Source organism: Micromonospora sp. DT15 (assembly GCF_049841475.1).
Taxonomy (GTDB): Bacteria; Actinomycetota; Actinomycetes; order Mycobacteriales; family Micromonosporaceae; genus Micromonospora.
In genome coordinates, this window is record NZ_JBNCKJ010000006.1 from 379,175 (window position 1) to 398,109 (window position 18,935).

17 protein-coding genes and 1 riboswitch are annotated in these 18,935 nt (G+C 72.0%); of the genes, 6 read left to right on the forward strand and 11 right to left on the reverse strand.

All coding sequences use genetic code 11. The features are described 5' to 3' along the window. Positions 1–67: 67 nt before the first annotated feature. Entirely contained in the window at positions 68–2,176 is a 2,109-nt protein-coding gene (locus tag ACLQ3F_RS16375; protein WP_425849762.1) for a DUF6077 domain-containing protein, read from the reverse strand. Positions 2,177–2,300: 124 nt separating this feature from the next. After that, complete coding sequence (locus ACLQ3F_RS16380; RefSeq protein WP_357200059.1) at positions 2,301–2,939, reverse strand: TetR/AcrR family transcriptional regulator; 639 nt, start codon at positions 2,937–2,939, stop codon at positions 2,301–2,303. 180 nt (positions 2,940–3,119) lie between these two features. Here ACLQ3F_RS16380 and ACLQ3F_RS16385 point away from each other — a divergent pair, with 180 nt between their 5' ends. The 4 genes from ACLQ3F_RS16385 (at position 3,120) to ACLQ3F_RS16400 (ending at position 8,190) form a co-directional block, all read left to right on the forward strand. Further along, entirely contained in the window at positions 3,120–4,013 is an 894-nt protein-coding gene (locus ACLQ3F_RS16385; RefSeq protein WP_355007110.1) for an ABC transporter permease, read from the forward strand. A gap of 34 nt (positions 4,014–4,047) precedes the next feature. After that, positions 4,048–4,824: an ABC transporter ATP-binding protein gene (locus ACLQ3F_RS16390; protein ID WP_036412239.1), complete on the forward strand. Its 777-nt coding sequence runs from the start codon at positions 4,048–4,050 to the stop codon at positions 4,822–4,824. 144 nt (positions 4,825–4,968) lie between these two features. Continuing rightward, positions 4,969–6,486 carry a D-ribitol-5-phosphate cytidylyltransferase gene (locus ACLQ3F_RS16395; RefSeq protein ID WP_425849765.1) on the forward strand — a complete coding sequence of 506 codons (1,518 nt, stop codon included), beginning with the start codon at positions 4,969–4,971 and terminating at the stop codon, positions 6,484–6,486. Between the two features lie 33 nt (positions 6,487–6,519). Beyond that, positions 6,520–8,190, forward strand: coding sequence for a CDP-glycerol glycerophosphotransferase family protein (locus ACLQ3F_RS16400; RefSeq protein WP_425849767.1), 1,671 nt, complete (start codon positions 6,520–6,522; stop codon positions 8,188–8,190). Between the two features lie 4 nt (positions 8,191–8,194). Here ACLQ3F_RS16400 and ACLQ3F_RS16405 read toward each other — a convergent pair whose 3' ends face one another. The 5 genes from ACLQ3F_RS16405 to ACLQ3F_RS16425 form a co-directional block, all read right to left on the reverse strand. Further along, positions 8,195–8,941, reverse strand: a complete 747-nt coding sequence (locus tag ACLQ3F_RS16405) for an alpha/beta fold hydrolase (protein WP_425849770.1) — start codon at positions 8,939–8,941, stop codon at positions 8,195–8,197. A 122-nt stretch (positions 8,942–9,063) separates the two neighbouring features. Continuing rightward, positions 9,064–9,912, reverse strand: a complete 849-nt coding sequence (locus ACLQ3F_RS16410) for a C39 family peptidase (protein ID WP_357261542.1) — start codon at positions 9,910–9,912, stop codon at positions 9,064–9,066. A 231-nt stretch (positions 9,913–10,143) separates the two neighbouring features. Then, a riboswitch (cyclic di-AMP (ydaO/yuaA leader) is annotated at positions 10,144–10,284 on the reverse strand. A gap of 284 nt (positions 10,285–10,568) precedes the next feature. Then, positions 10,569–11,339, reverse strand: a complete 771-nt coding sequence (locus ACLQ3F_RS16415; RefSeq protein WP_425849773.1) for a hypothetical protein — start codon at positions 11,337–11,339, stop codon at positions 10,569–10,571. 135 nt (positions 11,340–11,474) lie between these two features. Further along, a complete protein-coding gene (locus ACLQ3F_RS16420) occupies positions 11,475–11,957 on the reverse strand; it encodes a hypothetical protein (protein ID WP_425849776.1) in 483 nt (160 codons plus the stop codon). Positions 11,958–12,050: 93 nt separating this feature from the next. Then, complete coding sequence (locus ACLQ3F_RS16425) at positions 12,051–13,286, reverse strand: acyltransferase family protein (protein ID WP_425849779.1); 1,236 nt, start codon at positions 13,284–13,286, stop codon at positions 12,051–12,053. A gap of 299 nt (positions 13,287–13,585) precedes the next feature. On the opposite strand from ACLQ3F_RS16425, the gene ACLQ3F_RS16430 reads away from it, so the two are divergent. Then, positions 13,586–14,749 carry a glycosyltransferase family 2 protein gene (locus ACLQ3F_RS16430; protein WP_425849782.1) on the forward strand — a complete coding sequence of 388 codons (1,164 nt, stop codon included), beginning with the start codon at positions 13,586–13,588 and terminating at the stop codon, positions 14,747–14,749. A 133-nt stretch (positions 14,750–14,882) separates the two neighbouring features. Next, a complete protein-coding gene (gene pseI, locus ACLQ3F_RS16435) occupies positions 14,883–15,935 on the forward strand; it encodes a pseudaminic acid synthase (protein WP_425849785.1) in 1,053 nt (350 codons plus the stop codon). 180 nt (positions 15,936–16,115) lie between these two features. Here the strand turns inward: pseI and ACLQ3F_RS16440 are convergent, their stop codons facing one another. The 4 genes from ACLQ3F_RS16440 to ACLQ3F_RS16455 form a co-directional block, all read right to left on the reverse strand. Next, complete coding sequence (locus ACLQ3F_RS16440) at positions 16,116–16,544, reverse strand: hypothetical protein (protein ID WP_425849788.1); 429 nt, start codon at positions 16,542–16,544, stop codon at positions 16,116–16,118. 100 nt (positions 16,545–16,644) lie between these two features. Continuing rightward, positions 16,645–17,400 carry an SDR family NAD(P)-dependent oxidoreductase gene (locus tag ACLQ3F_RS16445; protein WP_355007098.1) on the reverse strand — a complete coding sequence of 252 codons (756 nt, stop codon included), beginning with the start codon at positions 17,398–17,400 and terminating at the stop codon, positions 16,645–16,647. Further along, a complete protein-coding gene (locus ACLQ3F_RS16450) occupies positions 17,393–18,655 on the reverse strand; it encodes an AMP-binding protein (RefSeq protein WP_425849789.1) in 1,263 nt (420 codons plus the stop codon). Before ACLQ3F_RS16450 ends, ACLQ3F_RS16445 begins: the two co-directional genes overlap by 8 nt. Further along, on the reverse strand, positions 18,652–18,903 hold the full coding sequence (locus tag ACLQ3F_RS16455; protein ID WP_091401397.1) for an acyl carrier protein: 252 nt from the start codon (positions 18,901–18,903) through the stop codon (positions 18,652–18,654). The genes ACLQ3F_RS16450 and ACLQ3F_RS16455 overlap by 4 nt, the downstream gene beginning before the upstream one ends. Between the last annotated feature and the right edge of the window lie 32 nt (positions 18,904–18,935).

The window sequence follows — 18,935 nt, forward strand, 5'->3', positions numbered from 1 at the left end:
GCAAAGTTCCGCACCGGGGCGCGCCCGACCCCCTGACGGGGCCGGGCGCTCGGCGCGGGTGAAGCGCTCAGCCGATCCGCCGGAAGCAGGTCATCGCACCGGGCGCCTTGCGCTTGGCGAACTCCTGGTAGCCCAGCTGCGGCACGGTTTCGCGGGCGTACCGGTTGCCGTTGTAGACGCAGATGGTGCCCACGTCGAGGCGGTCCAGTGCCGGCGTCAACTCGGCCGGCGTCGGGCTGTCGGCGCCGTCCGCGAAGCCGGCGAGCAGCAGTCGGTCCTTCGCGAACTGGGAGTTGAGGTCGTACTCGACGAGGTAGAAGTCACGGGGCAGGACAACCCGGACCTCGCTGGTGACGATCGGCGTGGTGCGCATGATCGTCTTCGGGGCGAGCAGCAGGCCCTGCGGACGGTCCAGGCCCTTGATCCAGAATGCGATCGCCTGACGCTGCTGCGGAAGCTTCCAGGTGGGGCGGTCGTGCACGTCGACCCAACTCTTCGGCGACCACATCGGGGTGGCGAACAACGCGAACGAGGCGACCAGCAGCACCGCGATCCCCCCGGACGCCGCCCGGCGCAGCGCCGGAGTCGGTGCCGGCACGTGCACGGTACAGAGCAGACCGATCAGCGTCGGCAGCGCGAGCAGCCACGGCACGCGCCAGAGCACCACCGAGATGCCGCTCAACGCGCTCAGCAACTCCAGCACACCGGGCACGAACAACACGCTCAGCGCGAGGGCGGCGCCGGCGGCGAGCAGGGCCGGCGTACGCCGACGGGCGAGCAACGCGCCGCACCACAGCGCCAGACCGCTGATGACCCCGACCACGCCGAACAGCAGGGTTCGCCGGTAGGTGTACGCCGCGTCGAAGAAGGCGTCGTCCGCGCCGGTCGCGCTCATCCCGCCGAGCACCAGGCGGGAGACCACCAGCGAGCCGATCGGGTACGCGAGGGCGGCGACCGCCGCGACCACGGCCGCCTTCCACCGACCGACCAGCAGCATGGCGAACCCGGCGGCGCCGACCAGCATCGGCAGGATGATCGCCGCGGTGTTGGTGAGCCCGATCGCGGTGATCGAGAGCGCCACGATGAGCAGCAGGCTGCGCCGCGACCGGTTGTCGAACCACTCGGTCAGGTAGAGCCACATCAGCGGGATGACCGCCGAGACGAACATGCCCTTGCCCTCGTGCAGCCGGGGAAGGTGGAACGTGCCCAGTGCGGCGTCCCCGCCCGCGACGAGGTAGAGGTACGCGATCGCCACGGTGAAGGCGAGCACCGGACGGCGCGGGGCCCACCGGTGCGTCAGCCGCCACAGCGCCAGCACCGCGAGCACCGCCATGATCGGCAGCAGCACGAACCAGAGAGCCGAGCTGGCGTGGATGCCGATGACGTTGGCGAACGCGCCGTCGAACACCTCGATCGACGGGATGGGCGGCTGCGAGCCCATCGATGGCAGCACGTTCTCGGAGAACAGGAAGTCGTTGAGCGGGATCAGGTCACGCTCGGCGATCCACACCGACTTGCCGACGTAGTAGACGTCGTCCGGGGTGTTGCGAGCCATGAAGAACGACGAGATGCCGACCAGGACCGAGACGACCAGCGCGTACGCCGACTGCGCCGGGGTGGGTGCCGGGGCGGCAGGGGTGGGCGTCGGGCCGTTCAGCCATGCCTGGCGCACCAGCAGCAGCCCGCCGACGGCCGCGAGCAGGCCGGACACGGCCGGGATCCACCAGGAGACGTTGACGCTGGTGTTGGCCAGACCGGCGGAGACGGCGGCCACGGCGGCGGCGACCAGCACACCGACGAGCAGGCGACGGTCGGCGGCGGGCCGCGCGCTTGCGGGCTCTTCCTGTGCCGCCGGCGCGCTGTCGGCCGGCGTGCTGCCGGCCGGGGCACGGCGGCGGGCGCGCAGCACGGCCACGACCGCGAGCACCACACAGGCCACCAGCCAGATCCGGAAGGTGACCGACGGACGCAGGTCACCCAGGAAAGCCAGGTGATAGAGCACGGTGAAGAGCGCGAACGCGATCACCGCGCCGTCGGTGAGCACCGCCGGGGCGACGGCCACCAGCGCGCGTACCCGGGACAGCCCGCCTTGGGCGGCGGGCCGGGATGCCTGCCCGGGCCGCGGCGTCGGATCCGGTTCGGCGGGCGCTACGGCGATGCTGTCGACGTTGGCCACGGGCGTCCTTACTCGTCAGGCGGATGAGGGGCATCGGCACGGTGACGGCCGGGTGTCAAGGGGGCAGCGTAGCGGAATCGGGCAGGGAGACCGGTGCTGCCGGCGACCGGGTGTCGGAGGGCGGTCAACCCGCCATCGGGGCCGCCCGGGGGCGGGGCAGCACGCTGTCGGCGCCGAGCCCGGCCGCCACGGATTCGACGAGGTTGTCGAGGTAGTCGTCGGTGAGTGGGAGGCGGGCGATGGCGAGCCGCCAGTAGAGCGGCCCGACGATGAGGTCGATCGCGGCGTCCAACTCGGTGCCGGCGGGCAGCTCGCCACGCTGCACGGCACGGGTGACCAGCTGACCGCCGATCTCCTGCTGCCGGGCGTGCAGCACCTGACGCAGGGTCGCGTCGATGCTGGGGTTGCGGGCGGCCTCCGCCAGGAGATCCGGAATGATCTGCGACGCCAGTGGGTGGCGCAGCGCATGCGCCACCACCTGGAACAGCAGCGCGAGGTCACCGCGCAGCGTGCCGGTGTCGAGTGCGGGGAGCTTGCCATGCGCCGCGGCGGCGACGACCTCCAGCACCAGGTCGAGCTTCGAGCTCCACCGTCGGTAGATTGCCGTCTTGCTGACGCCGGCCCGCCGGGCCACCGCCTCGATGGAGAGCCGGCCGTAGCCGACCGCGGCGAGCTCCTGCATCAGCGCCCGCCGGATCGCCGTGGTGATCTCGTCGCGCAGCACCGCCGCGCCGGCCGGCGCCCGCCTCTTCTCGGTGGTCATCGAGGGCTCTTATCGCAGGTCACGCCGGACAGCGTAGCGCAACGACGGTACGGTTGCGTCCCGACGTGTTTCGGACTACTGTCCACGCAGCGACGAGGCGGCGCCCCGCGCACATTTCCCACTAGGATTCGATCGTCGCGAGCAACCCCCGTCTGCACGAAAGATCGGAGCGCCATTTCCATGGCCACCACCGCGCTGGTCGACCCCGACACGGGCCTGACCCAGGCGCAGCTGGCCGCTCGGCACGGGCTACGGGTCGCCGGTGAGCGTCCCAGCCTCGTCGAGTACAGCCGCCGACTCTGGGCCTACCGGCACTTCATCGCCGCGTACGCCAATGCCAAGCTCGTCGCCTCGTACAGCAACGCCAAGCTGGGTCAGCTCTGGCAGGTGCTCACCCCGCTGACCAACGCGGCGGTCTACTACCTGATCTTCGGGGTGGTGCTCGCACAAAACAGCATCCCGAACTTCATCGCCTACCTGACCACCGGGTTGTTCATCTTCAACTTCACCCAGAGCGCGGTCCTGGCCGGCACCCAGTCGATCAGCAGCAACCTGGGGCTGATCCGGGCGCTGCACTTCCCCCGGGCCAGCCTGCCGCTGTCCACCACGATCACCCAGTTCCAGCAACTGCTGGCCTCGATGGTGGTCCTGGTCGGCATCGTGCTCGCCACCGGCGAACCGCTCACCTGGGAGTGGTTGCTGCTGGTGCCGGCCCTGCTGCTGCAGGCGGTGTTCAACGCCGGCGTCGTGCTGCTGGTCGCCCGGCTGGGCTCCAAGTCGAGCGACCTGAAGCAGGTCATGCCGTTCATCATGCGGACCTGGATGTACGGCTCCGGCGTCCTCTACAGCGTCACCCTCTTCGACCGGCTGCCCGGCTGGGCGACGACCCTCGTGCAGTACAACCCGCTGCTCGTCTACATCGAGCTGGCGCGCTACGCCCTGCTCGAGGAGGCACCGCTGCTCAACGAGTCGCTGACCCAGCTCTGGCTGGTCGGCGCCGGTTGGGCGCTGGTGGCCGGCATCGGCGGTTTCATCTACTTCTGGCGCGGCGAACAGGAGTATGGCCGTGGTTGAGCACTTCGACGCCCCCATCGAGGCGAGCGCGACGATGACCCGGACCCAGGAGCGCATCCCGACAGTGGTCGTGGACGACGCGCACATCATCTACCGGGTGCACCAGGGCGCCGCCGGTGGCACCACGCCGGTTGCCGCGCTGCGCCGGCTGGTCAAGCGCACCCACGCGCCGAACGTCCGGGAGGTGCACGCGGTCAAGGGCATCTCGTTCACCGCGTACCGGGGTGAGGCGATCGGGCTGATCGGCAGCAACGGCTCCGGCAAGTCCACCATCCTGCGGGCCATCGCCGGCCTGCTGCCGGTGAACCGGGGCGCCATCCACACCCAGGGTCAGCCGTCGCTGCTGGGCGTCAACGCCGCCCTGCTCAACGACCTCTCCGGGGAGCGCAACGTCGTTCTCGGGTGCCTGGCCATGGGCATGCACCCCGACGACGTGGCCAAGCAGGCCGCGGGGATCATCGACTTCTCCGGGATCAACGAGCGGGGTGACTTCGCCAGCCTGCCGATGCGGACGTACTCGTCGGGCATGGCGGCCCGGCTGCGGTTCTCCATCGCCGCCGCCAAGAAGCACGACGTGCTGCTCATCGACGAGGCGCTCGCCACCGGCGACAAGGGCTTCCGCAAGCGCAGCGAGCAGCGGGTGCGGGAGCTGCGGGAGGGCGCGGGGACGGTGTTCCTGGTCAGCCACCAGCTCTCCTCCGTCCGGGACACCTGCGAACGGACGATCTGGCTGGAATCGGGTGTCATCCGGATGGACGGCCCCACCGACGAGGTCATCCGGGCGTACGAGGCGTACGCGAACAGCAAGTAGAGTTCCGGCGAACGTCCGGCATCGACACGGCGCCTGAGGACCGCGTCGCCCGCGTTGGGGCGACGCGGTCCGCGCGTTAAGGTTCATTCCGTCGCCGCTCGGGCGGAACCTTCCGTTAACGCATCTGAGAGTGAGGATCCGGCAATGACGCAGGACCAGACCCCTGGCCCGGACGCCGAAGCGGGAACCCCGACGCCGTGGCGGCCCTCGCGGACAGTGGCGGTGGTTCTGGCCGGCGGCACCGGGACCCGGCTGGGCCTCGGCATCCCGAAGCAGCTGCTGAAGATCGCCGGTAAGCCGATCATCGAGCACACCCTGACGGTCTTCGAGGCGGCACCGGAGATCGACGAGATCATCGTGCTGATGGCCACCGGCCACGTCGAGGACGCCCAGCAGATCGTCGAGAAGGCCGGCCTGCGCAAGGTCACCAAGGTGATCGAGGGCGGTGACACCCGCAACGCCACCACCCGGATCGCCCTGGACGCGGTCGGCCCGGAAGACTGCAACATCCTCTTCCACGACGCGGTACGCCCGCTGCTCAGCGGCCGGATCGTGCGCGAGTGCGTCAACGCGCTCTGGAGCTACGACGCCGTGGACGTGGCCATCCCCTCCGCGGACACGATCATCCAGGTCGACGAGAACGACTGCATCACCGACATCCCGGTGCGCTCCCGGCTGCGCCGTGGTCAGACTCCGCAGGCGTTCCGCTCCCCCACGATCCGGGCGGCGTACCAGATCGCCGAGGACGACCCGGACTTCGCCGCCACCGACGACTGCGGCGTGGTGCTGCGCTACCTTCCCGGCACCCCGATCAAGGTGATCGACGGTTCGGACGAGAACATCAAGGTCACCCACCCGGTCGACGTGCACCTCGCGGACAAGCTCTTCCAGCTCGCCGCCGCGCAGGCTCCCCGGCTGACCGACCACCGCAGCTACAGCGAGGAGCTGACCGGCCGGACCATCGTGGTGTTCGGCGGCAGCTACGGCATCGGCCACGAGTTGACCGAGCTGGCCCGTCGCTACGGCGCCCAGGTCTTCCCGTTCAGCCGTTCCAGCACGGGCACCCACGTGGAGCGGGCCGAGGACGTCGAGGCCGCGCTGACGACCGCCTTCCAGGCCACCGGCCGGATCGACCACGTGGTGGTCACCGCCGGCATCCTGGAGAAGGGCGCCCTCGCCGAGATGGACGAGGAGACCATGGACCGGCTGCTCCAGGTCAACTTCGTCGGCCCGGTGACCATCGCCCGCCAGGCCCTCCCGTACCTCCAGCAGACCAAGGGCCAGTTGCTGCTCTACACCTCCAGCTCCTACACCCGGGGCCGGGCCCGCTACGCGCTCTACTCGGCCACCAAGGCCGCCCTGGTCAACCTCACCCAGGCGCTCGCCGACGAGTGGGCCGACATGGGCGTCCGCGTCAACTGCATCAACCCGGAGCGCACCGCCACCCCGATGCGGACGCGGGCCTTCGGCGAGGAGCCGGAGCACACCCTGCTCGCCGCTGAGGCCGTCGCCCAGTCGTCGCTGGACGTGCTGATCTCCGACCTGACCGGTCAGGTGATCGACGTACGCCGGGCACCCGGTGACGGGCCCACGCCGACCGTGCCGGCGCAGTCCGGGCCGGGTCGGGTCGAGGCACCGGCCGGCGCGACGTCCGCCAACTGACGCCGACGGCTGCCGAACCACGAACGGAGCGACATGCGCGGCGACCTGGTCCGAAAGCTGGCCGCCCGGTGCCTGACCACCGGGTTGGCCGTGCTGGCCTTCGTCGTGCTGGCTTTGACCGGCGCCACCGGCTGGGGGCTGGCGTTGGCAGTCGCCGCGCTGGCCGCCTCGGCCGCCGAGCAGCGGATCCGGCCCGGCGCCGACCTGGTGGCGGAGACCGCGTTGATCGCCGCGGCGATCCTGGTCGGTTACTCCCGGCGGCTGGACGACGGGCTCAACCTCGCGCTGGTCGCCACCGGGCTGGTCCTGCTGGGTCTGGTGCTGCTGGTGGGGCCGCTGCGCACCGCCGGCGGTCTGGAGATCCGGACGGCCAACCTGCCGGTACGCGCCTGGACGCCGCTGATCGCCGACCGGCTCGGCACGGCCCTGCTCGGGCTGCTCGCCGCCCTGGCGCTCGCCGCCGCGCTCGCCCTGCCGGCCGGTGTGGCCCTGGCCGCCAGCCTGCTGGTCGGGGCGGGCGCCGGTGCGGTCGCGCTGGACCTGGCCCGGCGACGGTTCCGGCCACGCGCCGGTGGCGGGCCGGTGGCCGCCGCGCTGCGCCGGCACCAGCCGGAGTTCCTGCTCTACTTCTCCGCGCCTCCGGGCTCGGAATACCAGGTCACCATGTGGCTGCCGTACCTGGAACGGATCGGCCGACCGTTCCTGGTCGTGCTGCGTGAGCCGGAGTTCCTGGCCCCGATCGCGGCGGCCACCGACGCGCCGGTGGTCTACTGCCCCACCCTGGGGGCGATGGACCAGGCGTTGGTGCCGAGCCTACGGGCGGCGTTCTACGTCAACCACGGTGCGAAGAACAGCCACTGCGTCCGCTTCACCCAGCTCACCCACATCCAGCTGCACCACGGCGACAGCGACAAGGCGCCGAGCGCCAACCCGGTGTCGGGGATCTTCGACCGGATCTTCGTGGCCGGGCAGGCGGCGATCGACAGGTACGCCCGCGCCGGAGTGCAGATCCCGGCCGACAAGTTCGTGGTGGTGGGTCGTCCACAGGTCGAGTCGATCGAGGTGCGCCCGGAGCCCGCAAGAGGGTTGGCGCACCCGACGGTGCTCTACACGCCGACCTGGACCGGGCACCACGCCGACGCCGACTACTGCTCGCTACCGGTGGCCGAAAGCCTGCTGCGTCGACTGTTGGAACGCGGCGCGACGGTGATCCTGCGAGCCCACCCGTACACCACGCAGAACCCGGCATCGGCCCGGCAACTGGGCCGCCTGACCGAACTGCTCGTCGCCGACCGGGCCCGCACCGGCCGCCAGCACGTGGTCGGCGCGGCGGCTCGGGAGCTGAGCCTGACCGAGTGCGTCAACTCCGCCGACGCGCTGGTCTCCGACGTGTCCGGAGTGATCTCGGACTTCCTCTACTCCGGCAAGCCGTACGCGGTCACCGACATGGGCGACGAGGGCGACCGGTTCGTGGAGCGGTTCCCGCTGGCCGGGTCGGGTTACGTGCTGCGTCGGGACATGTCCAACCTGGACGACGTGCTGACCGCACTGCTGGACACCGACCCGCTGGCCGAGGCCCGCTGGGCCACCCGCCGCCGCTACCTGGGTGACTTCCCGGCCGAGTCGTACGCCGAGGCGTTCCTGGCCGCCGCCCGCCGGGAGCTGGCACCGGCCGAGGCGCTCACCGCGACCGCACCGGCATAGCCGCTCAGCGGTAAGGATCCAGCAGCGCCAGCACCGCCGCCGGGTCCTCCACATGCGCGTTGTGTCCGAGACCGGGCAGCGTGGCGACCGGTACGCCATACTCCTTGAGCTGTTCGTCGGTGACCATCGGGTCGTTCTCCCCGCGCGCCAGCACCACCGGCACGTCGGTCGCCGCCAGCAGCGCGGCCAGATCGGGCTCGCCGACGGCGAAGGCGGCCGGGTCCATGGCGAGGCGCCACCGGCCGTCGACCTGGCGCAGCCCGGCTTCCACCACCGGGTGGTCCGGCGGGACCAGACCGGTGAGCCCGGCGACCCGCAGGTAGCGGCGAGCCGCCTCGGTGCGGGTGGCGAACCAGCTCACCGGTCGGGCGGCGAGCTCGGCGGCGCGGCTCAGCTCGGCGGGTGACCAGAGTGCCTTGATGCCCAGCCCGACCACGGCGTCCACCGGCGTTCCGGCATCGCGGGCGGCCAGCGCCAGGCCGACCACCCCACCCAGCGAGTGCCCGAGCACGACCAGCCGGTCGTCGGGGACGAGGGCCCGCGCGATCTGCTGAGCGAAGCCCGCGAAGGAGTACGACGGCAGCGGCGACGCCCAGCCGTGGCCGGCGAGGTCCGGTGCCAGCCACCGCCCGGGCCAGTGCTGCTCAAGGTACGGGGCCCAGGGCAACCACACGTCCCCGGTCGTTCCCATGCCGTGCAGCAGCAGCAGGACCGGCCCGCGGCCGGTGTGACCACCCGTTTCATCCACCACGGCCGCAGTCTCCCACGGTTCACGGTCGGGTACGAGGGCCGTCGATGGCGGGCCGGGCGGACAAACGCCGCGGGCGCGGCCCCTTGTGGGAGACGGCGCCCGCGGCGGTCAGGGTGCCCGGGTCAGGCGGAGTAGCCCCGGCTGGTGATCCAGTTGGCCAGGTCGATCGTGGTGATCCAGTACGACGGGTCGGCCGGGTTCGCCGAGTCGGCGATCCGCACGGTGCGACCGTTGTCCTTGTAGCCCACCACGGCGATGTAGTGCCCACCGCCGTAGGAGTGCCACCCGCCGTCGGTGTCGACCGCGTCCCCGACGACGTTGGCCACCACGCCCCGGCCGTCGGTGACGGCCTTCACCACGTCGGCCTGGAGCCGGTCCATCTGGGCCGGGCTGGGCGCGCCGGGGAACATCCGGGTCCGGTACGGGGAGCCCTTCACCTCGGCGTTGAGCACCCGGGTGGTGTCCTCGGCCGAGTTGGTTCCCATCTCGGTGGTGCCCAGTTCGGCGCCGAGCTCTTCCTGGGTGCGGTCGATGCCGGCGGCGCTGAGCGCGTTCCGGGTGGCCGCCGGGCCGCAGTTGTAGTAGGTGTTCTGCGCCTCGTAGTCGTAGTCGAGCACCTTCGTCGCGGGGGGCTTCGGCGGCGTCGGCTTACGGGTGAGGTCGGGGTTGCTCTTGGCCTTGGCGGCGGGCGACGCGGCGCTGGTGGCCGGGGCGGCCGTGGTCGGCGCGGCGCTGGCCGAGGGGGACGCGTCCCGAGCCTCACTGCGGGAGGCGGCGACGTCGCTGCGCATCTCGGCGACGGTGGTCGCGGTGCGCTGGCCGGCCGGGGCGTCGTCGGCAGTGGTGAGCAGGGCGCCGGTGGTGGTGGCGATCGCGAGGGCTGCGGCGGAGGCGGCGACGATCTGGTACGGGCGCTCGGTGGCGAGGCGACGGAGCTGGCGCTGCAGGGTGTGCTTCACGGGGTCCTCCACGGATCGGGGGGAGAGCGGCACACCGGGGCCGGACCGGTATTCGGGCAGGCGCCAGCGCGCGGACAGTGGTCCGCGGGTGTGAACCGCTCAGGGGAACGCCCGGATCGGCCGGGCGGGAAAGGCGATGACCCGGGGGTCAGCTCACCGTCACGCGACGAATGAGCGGGTGCACCGCCGCGCCGTGGAGGCGAGGGAACAACCGAGGGGTGGAAAGGTGCTGCACGAGGATGGGACTCCTTCCGACACCGCCTACCGGGTTAGCTGACGGATTCGGGCGGGAAGACGCCCTACCGCGGGCCGTGGCTCGCGGATTCACCCCGGACTTACTGGTGGGTCCCCGGTTCGTTGATCACGATTAAGCGGGTCGATGCGGCGTCGCGTCTTGCGATCGGTTACCGCACCGGACGGGACGACACTACTGGCGTCCCAACGCCCTGCCAAGCCAGGTTCACCTGCGTAAACCCCAATTGGCGCCACAATTTCTGCGCGTAATGCCGATGATGTGACTCGATGGGACAACCAGTTACGGCGACGCCTACGGGCGACAACCGGACAGGCCGTAAAGAACGCGGCCACAATCGCGGGAACAATCCCGTCGATCGCGTCGGACGTCCCATTTCCCGATTGGGTGACCGGCCTCACATAACGGATTGGGCTCAACCCACCCGGGCCGGGCGCCACAGTGCCACGACGGCGGGACGCAACGCCCCGGCGACCGTGCGGCGCGCGGGGGCCACGCTCGGACGGAGCCGGGCCGCCGCCGCGTACGCCTCCTCGGCGAGGGCACGAGCCGACTCGGCGGCCAACTCCGCGTCGCGCCAGGCGACCCGCTCACGGTCGGCGGCCACCTGGTAGTCGGTCGACCGCGCATCCCGGATCACCCGGCTGATCAGCACCTCCTGCTCGACCGGGTGTCGCCGGGGATCCCAGCCGCGCCGGTGCCCGAACACGTCGCCGAGCTGCGCCATGGTCAGGTCGCCCCGCCAGTACGCCGCCATCGCCGCCCGGTGCAGATAGCGTTCCCGGGCGGCGTACTCGGCGGGGGTGTGCGGGGTCTGCGGGGTGGGCAGTGCCCCCGCGCCAGCGAAGCGACGCGCGGCGGCGTCCGCCTCGTCGTACCCGATCCAGGCCTGCTCCAGCTGTTCCTGAGCGGTCAGCCAGGCGGCACGCCGCCGCTTGGCGGTGGTGGCCGCGCGGGCCGCGGCAACGGCCACCTCCTCGGCGTAGCGGCGCCTGTCGACGGCCTCGGCGGCGGCCAACTCCTGGGCGGTGGGCCCGGCCGGGACCGGGTCGCCGGTCGGCCGAGCCCGTTCGGGGCGGGCGGCCAGCACGGTGAGCAGGCCCAGGGTCAGCAGGAACAGCGTCGACCAGATGGCGGCGGCCCGCGGCACCTCGGTCACGAACTGGTAGAAGACGACGGTCTCCATGGTCGGCACCTCGGGGAGAGAGAGCAGTGCGATGGAAAGCCGCGCCGACCAGCGGGCCACGGCGGGCACGGGGTCGGCGGGTCAGGGAGCGGGTGGGTCGACAGGGCGCGGCGGCGGGACGGTCGTCCCGGTGGCTCAGCGCCCGGGTGGGGCCCGGGAAGCCCGACCGCTCGCACTGTGGACGAGGGGCAGCCGGTCAGATTCGGCCGCGCTGGCCGGCAGCACGCCGGCCGCGCTGGTGCCCTGATCGCCGGGGAGCGCCACCGGCGAGTCGACCGACCAGGTCGGGACCGACTCCTCGGTGGCCTTCGCCGGGGCCGGACGGGCCGCGCCGTGTGCCCCCGACCCGATGGCGTCGGCACCATCGTCGCCCTGCGCACGGCCGGCGTTGATGACGGTTGACCCCGTTGGCGCGGCGTGTCGGCAGGAGGCCGCCAGCGAGCCGGCGACAGTGGTCGGCACCACGCTCGACGTGGGCCCCGTGCCGGGCGTCGACGTGGCGGCCGTGGCCGGGCCTGCGCCGAGCGCCAGGGCCGCGACGACGGCGAGGCTGGTCAGCACCCGAGTCGCCCAGCGCGCCACCCACCACAGCGGACAGGTGAACGCGACCGGAAGCACGTCCCCACGCTACGCCTCGCGCCAACCCGTGCGCATCGACCACGGGCGTGTCGGATCACGCCGCGCCGACCCCTTTGACCAGGGTGGACGCCGTCAGCGCAGGTCGACGTAGGTTGATCGACCGCCGGCCTGACCGGCCTCGCCGGCAGGTCCGTCGACCTCGCCGCGGGCGATGCTCGCGGGGTCTCGCGCGTCGTCGTCGCCGGCCGGGCGTTGACGGGGGACGGGTGCTGGACGGGCCGCGCGGCGCGGCGCGAGCCGACGCATCATCGGGGTTTCGACGAAGCGGTGCAGCAACCCGGCGAGGATCAGGTTCGCCGCCAGGAAACCGAGCACCACGGCCGGGCCACGCCAGCCTCCGAAGCCGATCCCCCAGGTTCCGCTCCACCGCAGCACGGTCGTCATCACCAGCACGTGCACCAGGTAGAAGGCGAACGAGACCTCACCGAGCCAGACCAGCGGCCGGGACCGCCACGGCGAGCGCCGACCCCGCACGTCCGCGTCCGCGGCAGCGGTGATCACCAACAGGTACGCGACCGCGAGCAGCGTGGTCCACAGCTCGGCGCGGATCCACTGCGCGGCCACCACCCAGGTGACCAGGAAGATTCCGCTGGCCACTGTCAGTTTGGGACCGCGCCAGAGCCCTCGGCGCATCAACTCGGCCGCCACCGCGCCCAACCAGAACTCCAGCGACCGCACCGGCGGGAAGATCTGGGTGAACCACCAACGGCTCACCTCCGGCACCAACTCCTGTGCCGGCCAGAGCGCGAGGATCAGCAGCGGCAGCGCGACGATCAGCGCCCAGAGCAGCTTCGGCCGGGCCCGGCGCAGCAGCGGCAGCGCCAGCGGCAGGCAGAGGTAGAAGAAGAACTCGCAGGACAGCGACCAGCTGACGGTGTTGATGCTGTAGAACCAGCCCGGCCGGGGATCCCACGCCTGCAACAGCAGCAGGTTCTCCAACGCCGCCGCCGGCAGGACCGGGTCGGCGAACCACCAGGCGACCACCAGCGTCGCCACGAACAGCACCAGGTGGTTCGGGTAGATCTTGGCGATCCGTCGCCGCCAGAACGTACGCCGCGAGTCGCCCTCGCGGGCCGACCAGACCAGCACGAAACCGCTGAGGATGAAGAAGAACTGCACCCCGGAGAGACCGAGGGTGAACAGCGCGTCGATGACGGCCTTGTAGTCCGGCTCGGCGATGATCCGCATGGTGCCGGCGTGGAAGCCGAAGACCAGCAGAGCGGCGATCCACCGCAGCCCGGTCAGCGAGGGCAGCCGGGGCGGGGCCGGTGCGGGCCGGGCGGCCGACGTCGCGGCGACGCTCGTCATGCCGGGATCCCGGCGCTCGGCAGGGTCACCAGCACTGTCGTAGCCTCCTCGGCGCGGCGTCGGACGGCGCGACGGCGACGCCCACGACGACCCGGCAGGGCCGCACCGAGGCACCCTACCGGGTCACTCCCGGGTGAACCGGACGCATCCCACCCGCCCCATGACCCCGCGCTCCCCGGGCTGGAAACCGCCCACCGGTTCGGCGTTAACCTCCCGCTGGGCGGGAGTTCAGAGAGTCCACCATCGGCGGCAACGTCAGGTTCCGGGGCCGGCCACCCGGGTCGTCGAAGGTGGCGGACGTGGTCAATGAGCCGACGCACGCACCGCTGCTGAGCATCGTCGTGCCCGTGTACGGCGTCGAGGCGTACCTGTACCAGTGCCTCGAGTCGATCCGGGCCGACATCCCGGCGAGCGAGTCGGACGCGGTCGAGCTGATCGCCGTCGACGACGCCTCCCCGGACGGCTGCGGCGACATGCTCCGCTCGTACGCGGTCAGCCGCGACGGCGTGCGCGTCGTGCACCTGAGCAGCAACGTGGGTCTGGGGCTGGCCCGCAACGCCGGGCTCGACGTGGCCGACGGCCGGTACGTCTGGTTCGTCGACAGCGACGACTGGTTGCCACCGGGCACGATCGCCGCGGTGCTGGACCGGCTGCGCCAGCACCAGCCCGACGTGCTGATGCTCGACCACCTGCGGGTGCACGAGGACGGCCGGCGGGAAATCGACGCGAGCAGCCCGCTGCTGCGCGGGATCACCGGCGTGACCCGGTTGGCCGACCAGCCGCAACTGCTGCGGGTGCAGCACACCGCCTGGAACAAGGTGGTCCGCCGGGACTTCATGGACGAGCTGGAGCTGCGGTTCTTCCCCGGCTGGTACGAGGACATCCCGTTCAGCCACCCCCTGCTGATCGGGGCCGAGAAGATCTCCGTGCTGGACCGGGTCTGCTACCTGTACCGCCAGGGCCGCCAGGGCGCGATCACCTCCACCCGCAGCGGCCGGCACTTCGACGCCTTCGCCCAGTACGAGCGACTGATGGACTGGGTCGCCCGGAAGCACCCGGACGAGCGGTTGCAGGCCGAGCTGTTCGAGCTGATGATCAGCCACTACCTGGTGGTGGTGGGCAACGATGGCCGGCTGCACCCACACCTGCGGCGCGGCTTCTTCCACCGGGCCGCCGCGCACTACCGTCGCTACCTGCCCACCGGCGGCTACCCGCTGCCCCCGGGCGTGACCGGGCTCAAGCACCGCCTCGTCGGGCGGGGTGACTGGGTGGCGTACTCGGCGCTGCGCCAGGCCCATCGGGTCGCTGGTCGCCTGCGTCGATCCGGCCCGGTGGGCGGCGCCGGGGGTGGTTCGCTCGCCGCCGACGAGGATTCGGGGCGAGGGGCGAGCGCGGGGTCGACGCGCGACGGTGGGCTCGCGCCGGAGCGGCGCGACGCGCTGGCCGGCGGCCGGCTGCCGTGATCGCCCCCACCGCTGAGCGCGCCGGGAGCCGGGGTTGCTCCCGGCGTCCTGATTTTCCAGGTCGTCCGCCCGCCGGGTGGACGACGACAGCACCACCGCACCCCGGTGCGGGCGTACCTGAGCAGAGGTCGGAATGACAGCGACAATCAAGATCGGACCGCACGCGGTCGGTGCCGGGGAGCGACCGTTCGTAGTCGCCGAGATGTCCGGCAACCACAACGGCGATCTGAACCGGGCGCTGGCCATCGTCGACGCGGTGGCAGCGAGCGGGGTGCACGCGCTCAAGCTTCAGACGTACCGGCCGGACACGATCACCATCGACGTCGACACCCCGGCCTTTCGAATCTCCAGCGGGCACGAGCTGTGGGGCGGGGAGAACCTGTACCGCCTCTACGAACGCGCGCACACCCCGTACGAGTGGCACGCCCCGATCTTCGAACGGGCCCGCGAGCGTGGCCTGACCGTCTTCTCGTCGCCGTTCGACGCGACCGCCGTGGAGCTGTTGGAGTCGCTGGACGCGCCCGCGTACAAGATCGCCTCGTCGGAGCTTGTCGACCTGCCGCTGATCCGGCTGGTGGCCAGCACCGGCAAACCGATGGTGATTTCCACCGGAATGGCGACGGTCGCCGAGATCGACGCCGCCGTGCGCACCGCCCGGGCCGGCGGCGCGGCGGGCATCGTCCTGCTGGCCTGCACCGCGTCCTACCCGGCCCCGCCGGCCGACAGCAACCTGCGCCGGTTGCCGGTGCTGGCCGGCGCGTTCGACGTGCCGGTCGGGCTCTCCGACCACACCCCCGGCATCGGAGTGGCGGTCGCCTCGGTGGCGCTCGGTGCCTGCTTCATCGAGAAGCACGTGACGCTGGACCGGGCAGACGGCGGTGTGGACTCGGACTTCTCCCTGAACCCCGCGGAGCTCGCGGCCCTGGTCGCCGAGTCCGGCCGCGCGTTCGAGGCGCTGGGTGGCACCGCGATCGGACCGACCCCCGCGGAGCGGGAAGGGCTCCGGTTCCGCCGGTCGCTCTTCGTGGTCGAGGACGTCCGGGCCGGCGATCCGGTGACCGCACACAACGTCCGCTCGATCCGGCCGGCCGGTGGGCTGGCACCCGTAGAGATCGACCGGGTCCTGGGCCGCACCTTCACCACCGACGTCCCCCGCGGCACCCCCCTGAGCTGGAACCAGATCTAACCCCCAACCCCACCCCCACCCGTACGCGGCCCGGCCCGGCCCGGCCCGGCCTGCCCGCGTCGATCATGGACTTGTGGTGGTCGTTAAGACCCCCGGTGCCTGCTTTGTGAGGCACCACAACTCCATGATCGACGGAGTGGGGTGGGGCGCGGGGTGGGGTGGGGTGGGGTGGGGTGCGTGTTAGGGGGCGGGGTGGGTTTGGCGGGGTGGGACGTTGGGGGCGGCAGCTCGGCTGTTGGCGGCGAAGCCGACGGTGACCACCAGGTCGGCCAGCCGGAGGGTCCGCCAGACCGCCGAGCCGTCGGCCGGCGCACCCAGGCCGTGACGCCGCCACCAGGCCGCCACCGGCACGTCGGCCAGCTTGCAGCAGCACTCGGCGCGGGTCCACCGGGCCCAGAAGTCACCGGCGCCGAACCGGCGGGCCAGCGCCGGCGGCACCGGGGCGTCGGTGCGCTCCGCGTCGATGGCCACCCGCCAACCGGGCGTCTGCGGGCCGTACCAGCCGACGCAACGGCCGTCGTCGAGGTGGCTACGGGTAACCGCGTCGGCCAGGTCGGCGGGGGCACCGATGCGCAGATGCTGCTCGGCGGCAGCGAGCAGCCCGGGCACCGGACGCGGCGTGGCCCCGCCGCCCGTCCCCGACGACTGGGCCGGCCCGGTACGGTCGATCCGCCGCGCCGGTTGCACAGGCAGGGGAACCGACCGCAGGTCAGATGGCGGCGGCACCGTCCACCACGATGACCTGGCCGTTGATGTTGGTGTGCTCCCGGAGCAGCATCCGCACGACCGGGGTGACCTCCACCGGCTCGGTCAGGTGACCGGTCGGGGTGCGGCGCACGATCTGGTCGAGCTGGGTCGGACCGAGCACGGCGGACATCTCCGAGGCGAAGAACCCGGGCGCGACCGAGTTGACCAGCATCCGGCCGCCGAGTTCGCGGGCGAGCGAGCGGGTGGCGGCGTCCATGCCGCCCTTGGTGGCCGAGTACGCGACGAGACCCGGGAAACCGCGCTGCCCGCAGATCGAGGTGATGTTGACGATCCGCCCGCGCAACCCCTTGGCGAGCATTCGGCGGATCACCAGTCGGGTCAGCTGCAGCGGGGCCGTCAGGTTGGTCTCGATGATCCGGGCGATGTCGTCGGTGGCGGTGTGCGCGTGCAGCGAGTCCTGCCCCATGGCGGCGTTGTTGACGATGCCGTCGATCGGGCCGAGGTGCTGCTCCACCTCGCGGACGAAGCTCTGCGCGGCGCGCAGGTCGGTGACGTCCACCGAGCCCACGTGCACCCGGTCGGGGTGCTCGGCGGCGAGCTTCTCCAACTCCGGGGTGATGGTGCGGGCGAACGCGGCCACGCGTACGCCCGCGTCGAGCAGGTCGGTGACGATGGCCAGGCCCAGGCCACGGGAACCGCCGGAGACGAGGACCACGGAGCTGGGCGGGACGAGCTGGTTGTCGGCTGGCTCAGACATCGCTCTTCAGGGTCTCCTTGACGGGAATGTCGGTCAGGACGCGGATGCGGCGCGGCACCGCGTGCTCGGGGAGCCGGTCGGCGCACCAGCGGACCAGCGCGGCCTCGTCGGTGTCCACGGAGGACGGACCGAGGACCACCTCGGCGACCACCATCCGCCCGAGCACCGGGGCGCGGCGGCCGGTCACCCGGGCCCAGGCCACCGCCGGATGACCGGCGAGCACACCGCGGACCACACCGGCGGAGACCTTGCTACCACCGACGTTGATCTCGTCGGAGTCGAGTCGGCCGGTGATCAGCACCCGGCCGTCGAGCACCTGCACCCGGTCCCCGGTGCGGATCGGGCCGGCGAGACCGGCCCCGTGGTACGGGGAGGTGACCACCAGTTCGTCGTCGTGGACGGAGAGCGTCGGCCGGCCCGGGGTGTTCCGGCCCAGCCAGTCGACCGGGAACCCGGCCCGCCCGTCGTGCACCACAATGGACGCCCCCACCTCGGAGGACGCGTAGATCCAGGAGATCCGGGCCGTAGGGAAGACCTCCCGCAGCTGGTCCAGGATCGCCTGGTCCACCGGTTCCCCGCCGAGGGTGATCTGGCGCAGCGGCACCCGGGCGAGGGCCTCCGCGTCGCGGTAGAGGGTGCGCCGCCAGAAGGTCGGGGTGCCGGAGGCCGCGTCCACCCCGTGGGTGGCCGCGACGGTGGGCCAGTCGTCCAACTCGTCGGGCTCGACCACCACCAGGTGCTGGCCGGGCTGGGTCAGCGACAGGGTGACGACCTGCCACCAGGCGTACGTGCCCGGGGCGTACGGGCAGAGCCAGGTCCGGTCGGGCTGGTCGGCCCGCACTGTGGTCAGCGTGTCGAGGGTGTGCCCGACCCGCTTCGGACGCCCGGTGGAGCCCGAGGTCAGCAGCCAGAGTCGGCCCGGCTCGGCGGCTCGCGGCCGGGCCGGTGCGCTCGGGTGCACGCCGTCGTCGTCGAGGACGCCGACGGTGAACCCGGCCTCCAGCAGCTCGGTGCGCATCACCGCGTCGACCCGACTCGCGGTGCTGAGCAGCAACTCGGTGCCGTGCACGGCGTGCTGCCGCGCCGCGGTGAGCGCGTGCACGGCCGAGCGGGCGAGCACCGCCGCCGGGTCGGGCAGTGTGGGCGTCGGCAGCGAACGCCAGGCCAGCGTGGCGCCACCGACGACGAGCCGGTTGTCGACACCGGCTGGCTCCGGGCTGGCGGGGGGCAGGTGGCGCGACGTCGCGACGGTCACTGGTGTTGAAGCTCGACGAGGAAGTCGAGGACATCCCCGACGGTGGCGATGCGACGCAGCCCGGGGGCGTCGAAGTTGAGCTCCTCCCCCGTCTCGTCCTCCACCCGCAGGGCCAGCTCGGAGAAGTCGAGCGACCGGAAGCCGATCTCCCGCAACTGCGCCGCGTCGTCAGCGGGCAGCTCCTTGTCCTGATTCTTCAGCACCTGAGCCATGAGGTCGCGGATCTGCGCGCGACTCAATTCGTTCATGCGCCGCAGTCTACAACCCAACGAATGCATAT

Coding starts and splice junctions, on each gene's coding strand:
- ACLQ3F_RS16395 (WP_425849765.1), top strand. CDS start 4,969: ATGACGCAGGACCAGACCCCTGGCCCGGACGCCGAAGCGGGAACCCCG.
- ACLQ3F_RS16400 (WP_425849767.1), top strand. CDS start 6,520: ATGCGCGGCGACCTGGTCCGAAAGCTGGCCGCCCGGTGCCTGACCACC.
- ACLQ3F_RS16385 (WP_355007110.1), top strand. CDS start 3,120: ATGGCCACCACCGCGCTGGTCGACCCCGACACGGGCCTGACCCAGGCG.
- ACLQ3F_RS16455 (WP_091401397.1), bottom strand. CDS start 18,903: ATGAACGAATTGAGTCGCGCGCAGATCCGCGACCTCATGGCTCAGGTG.
- ACLQ3F_RS16415 (WP_425849773.1), bottom strand. CDS start 11,339: ATGGAGACCGTCGTCTTCTACCAGTTCGTGACCGAGGTGCCGCGGGCC.
- pseI (WP_425849785.1), top strand. CDS start 14,883: ATGACAGCGACAATCAAGATCGGACCGCACGCGGTCGGTGCCGGGGAG.
- ACLQ3F_RS16390 (WP_036412239.1), top strand. CDS start 4,048: ATGACCCGGACCCAGGAGCGCATCCCGACAGTGGTCGTGGACGACGCG.
- ACLQ3F_RS16425 (WP_425849779.1), bottom strand. CDS start 13,286: ATGACGAGCGTCGCCGCGACGTCGGCCGCCCGGCCCGCACCGGCCCCG.
- ACLQ3F_RS16380 (WP_357200059.1), bottom strand. CDS start 2,939: ATGACCACCGAGAAGAGGCGGGCGCCGGCCGGCGCGGCGGTGCTGCGC.
- ACLQ3F_RS16445 (WP_355007098.1), bottom strand. CDS start 17,400: ATGTCTGAGCCAGCCGACAACCAGCTCGTCCCGCCCAGCTCCGTGGTC.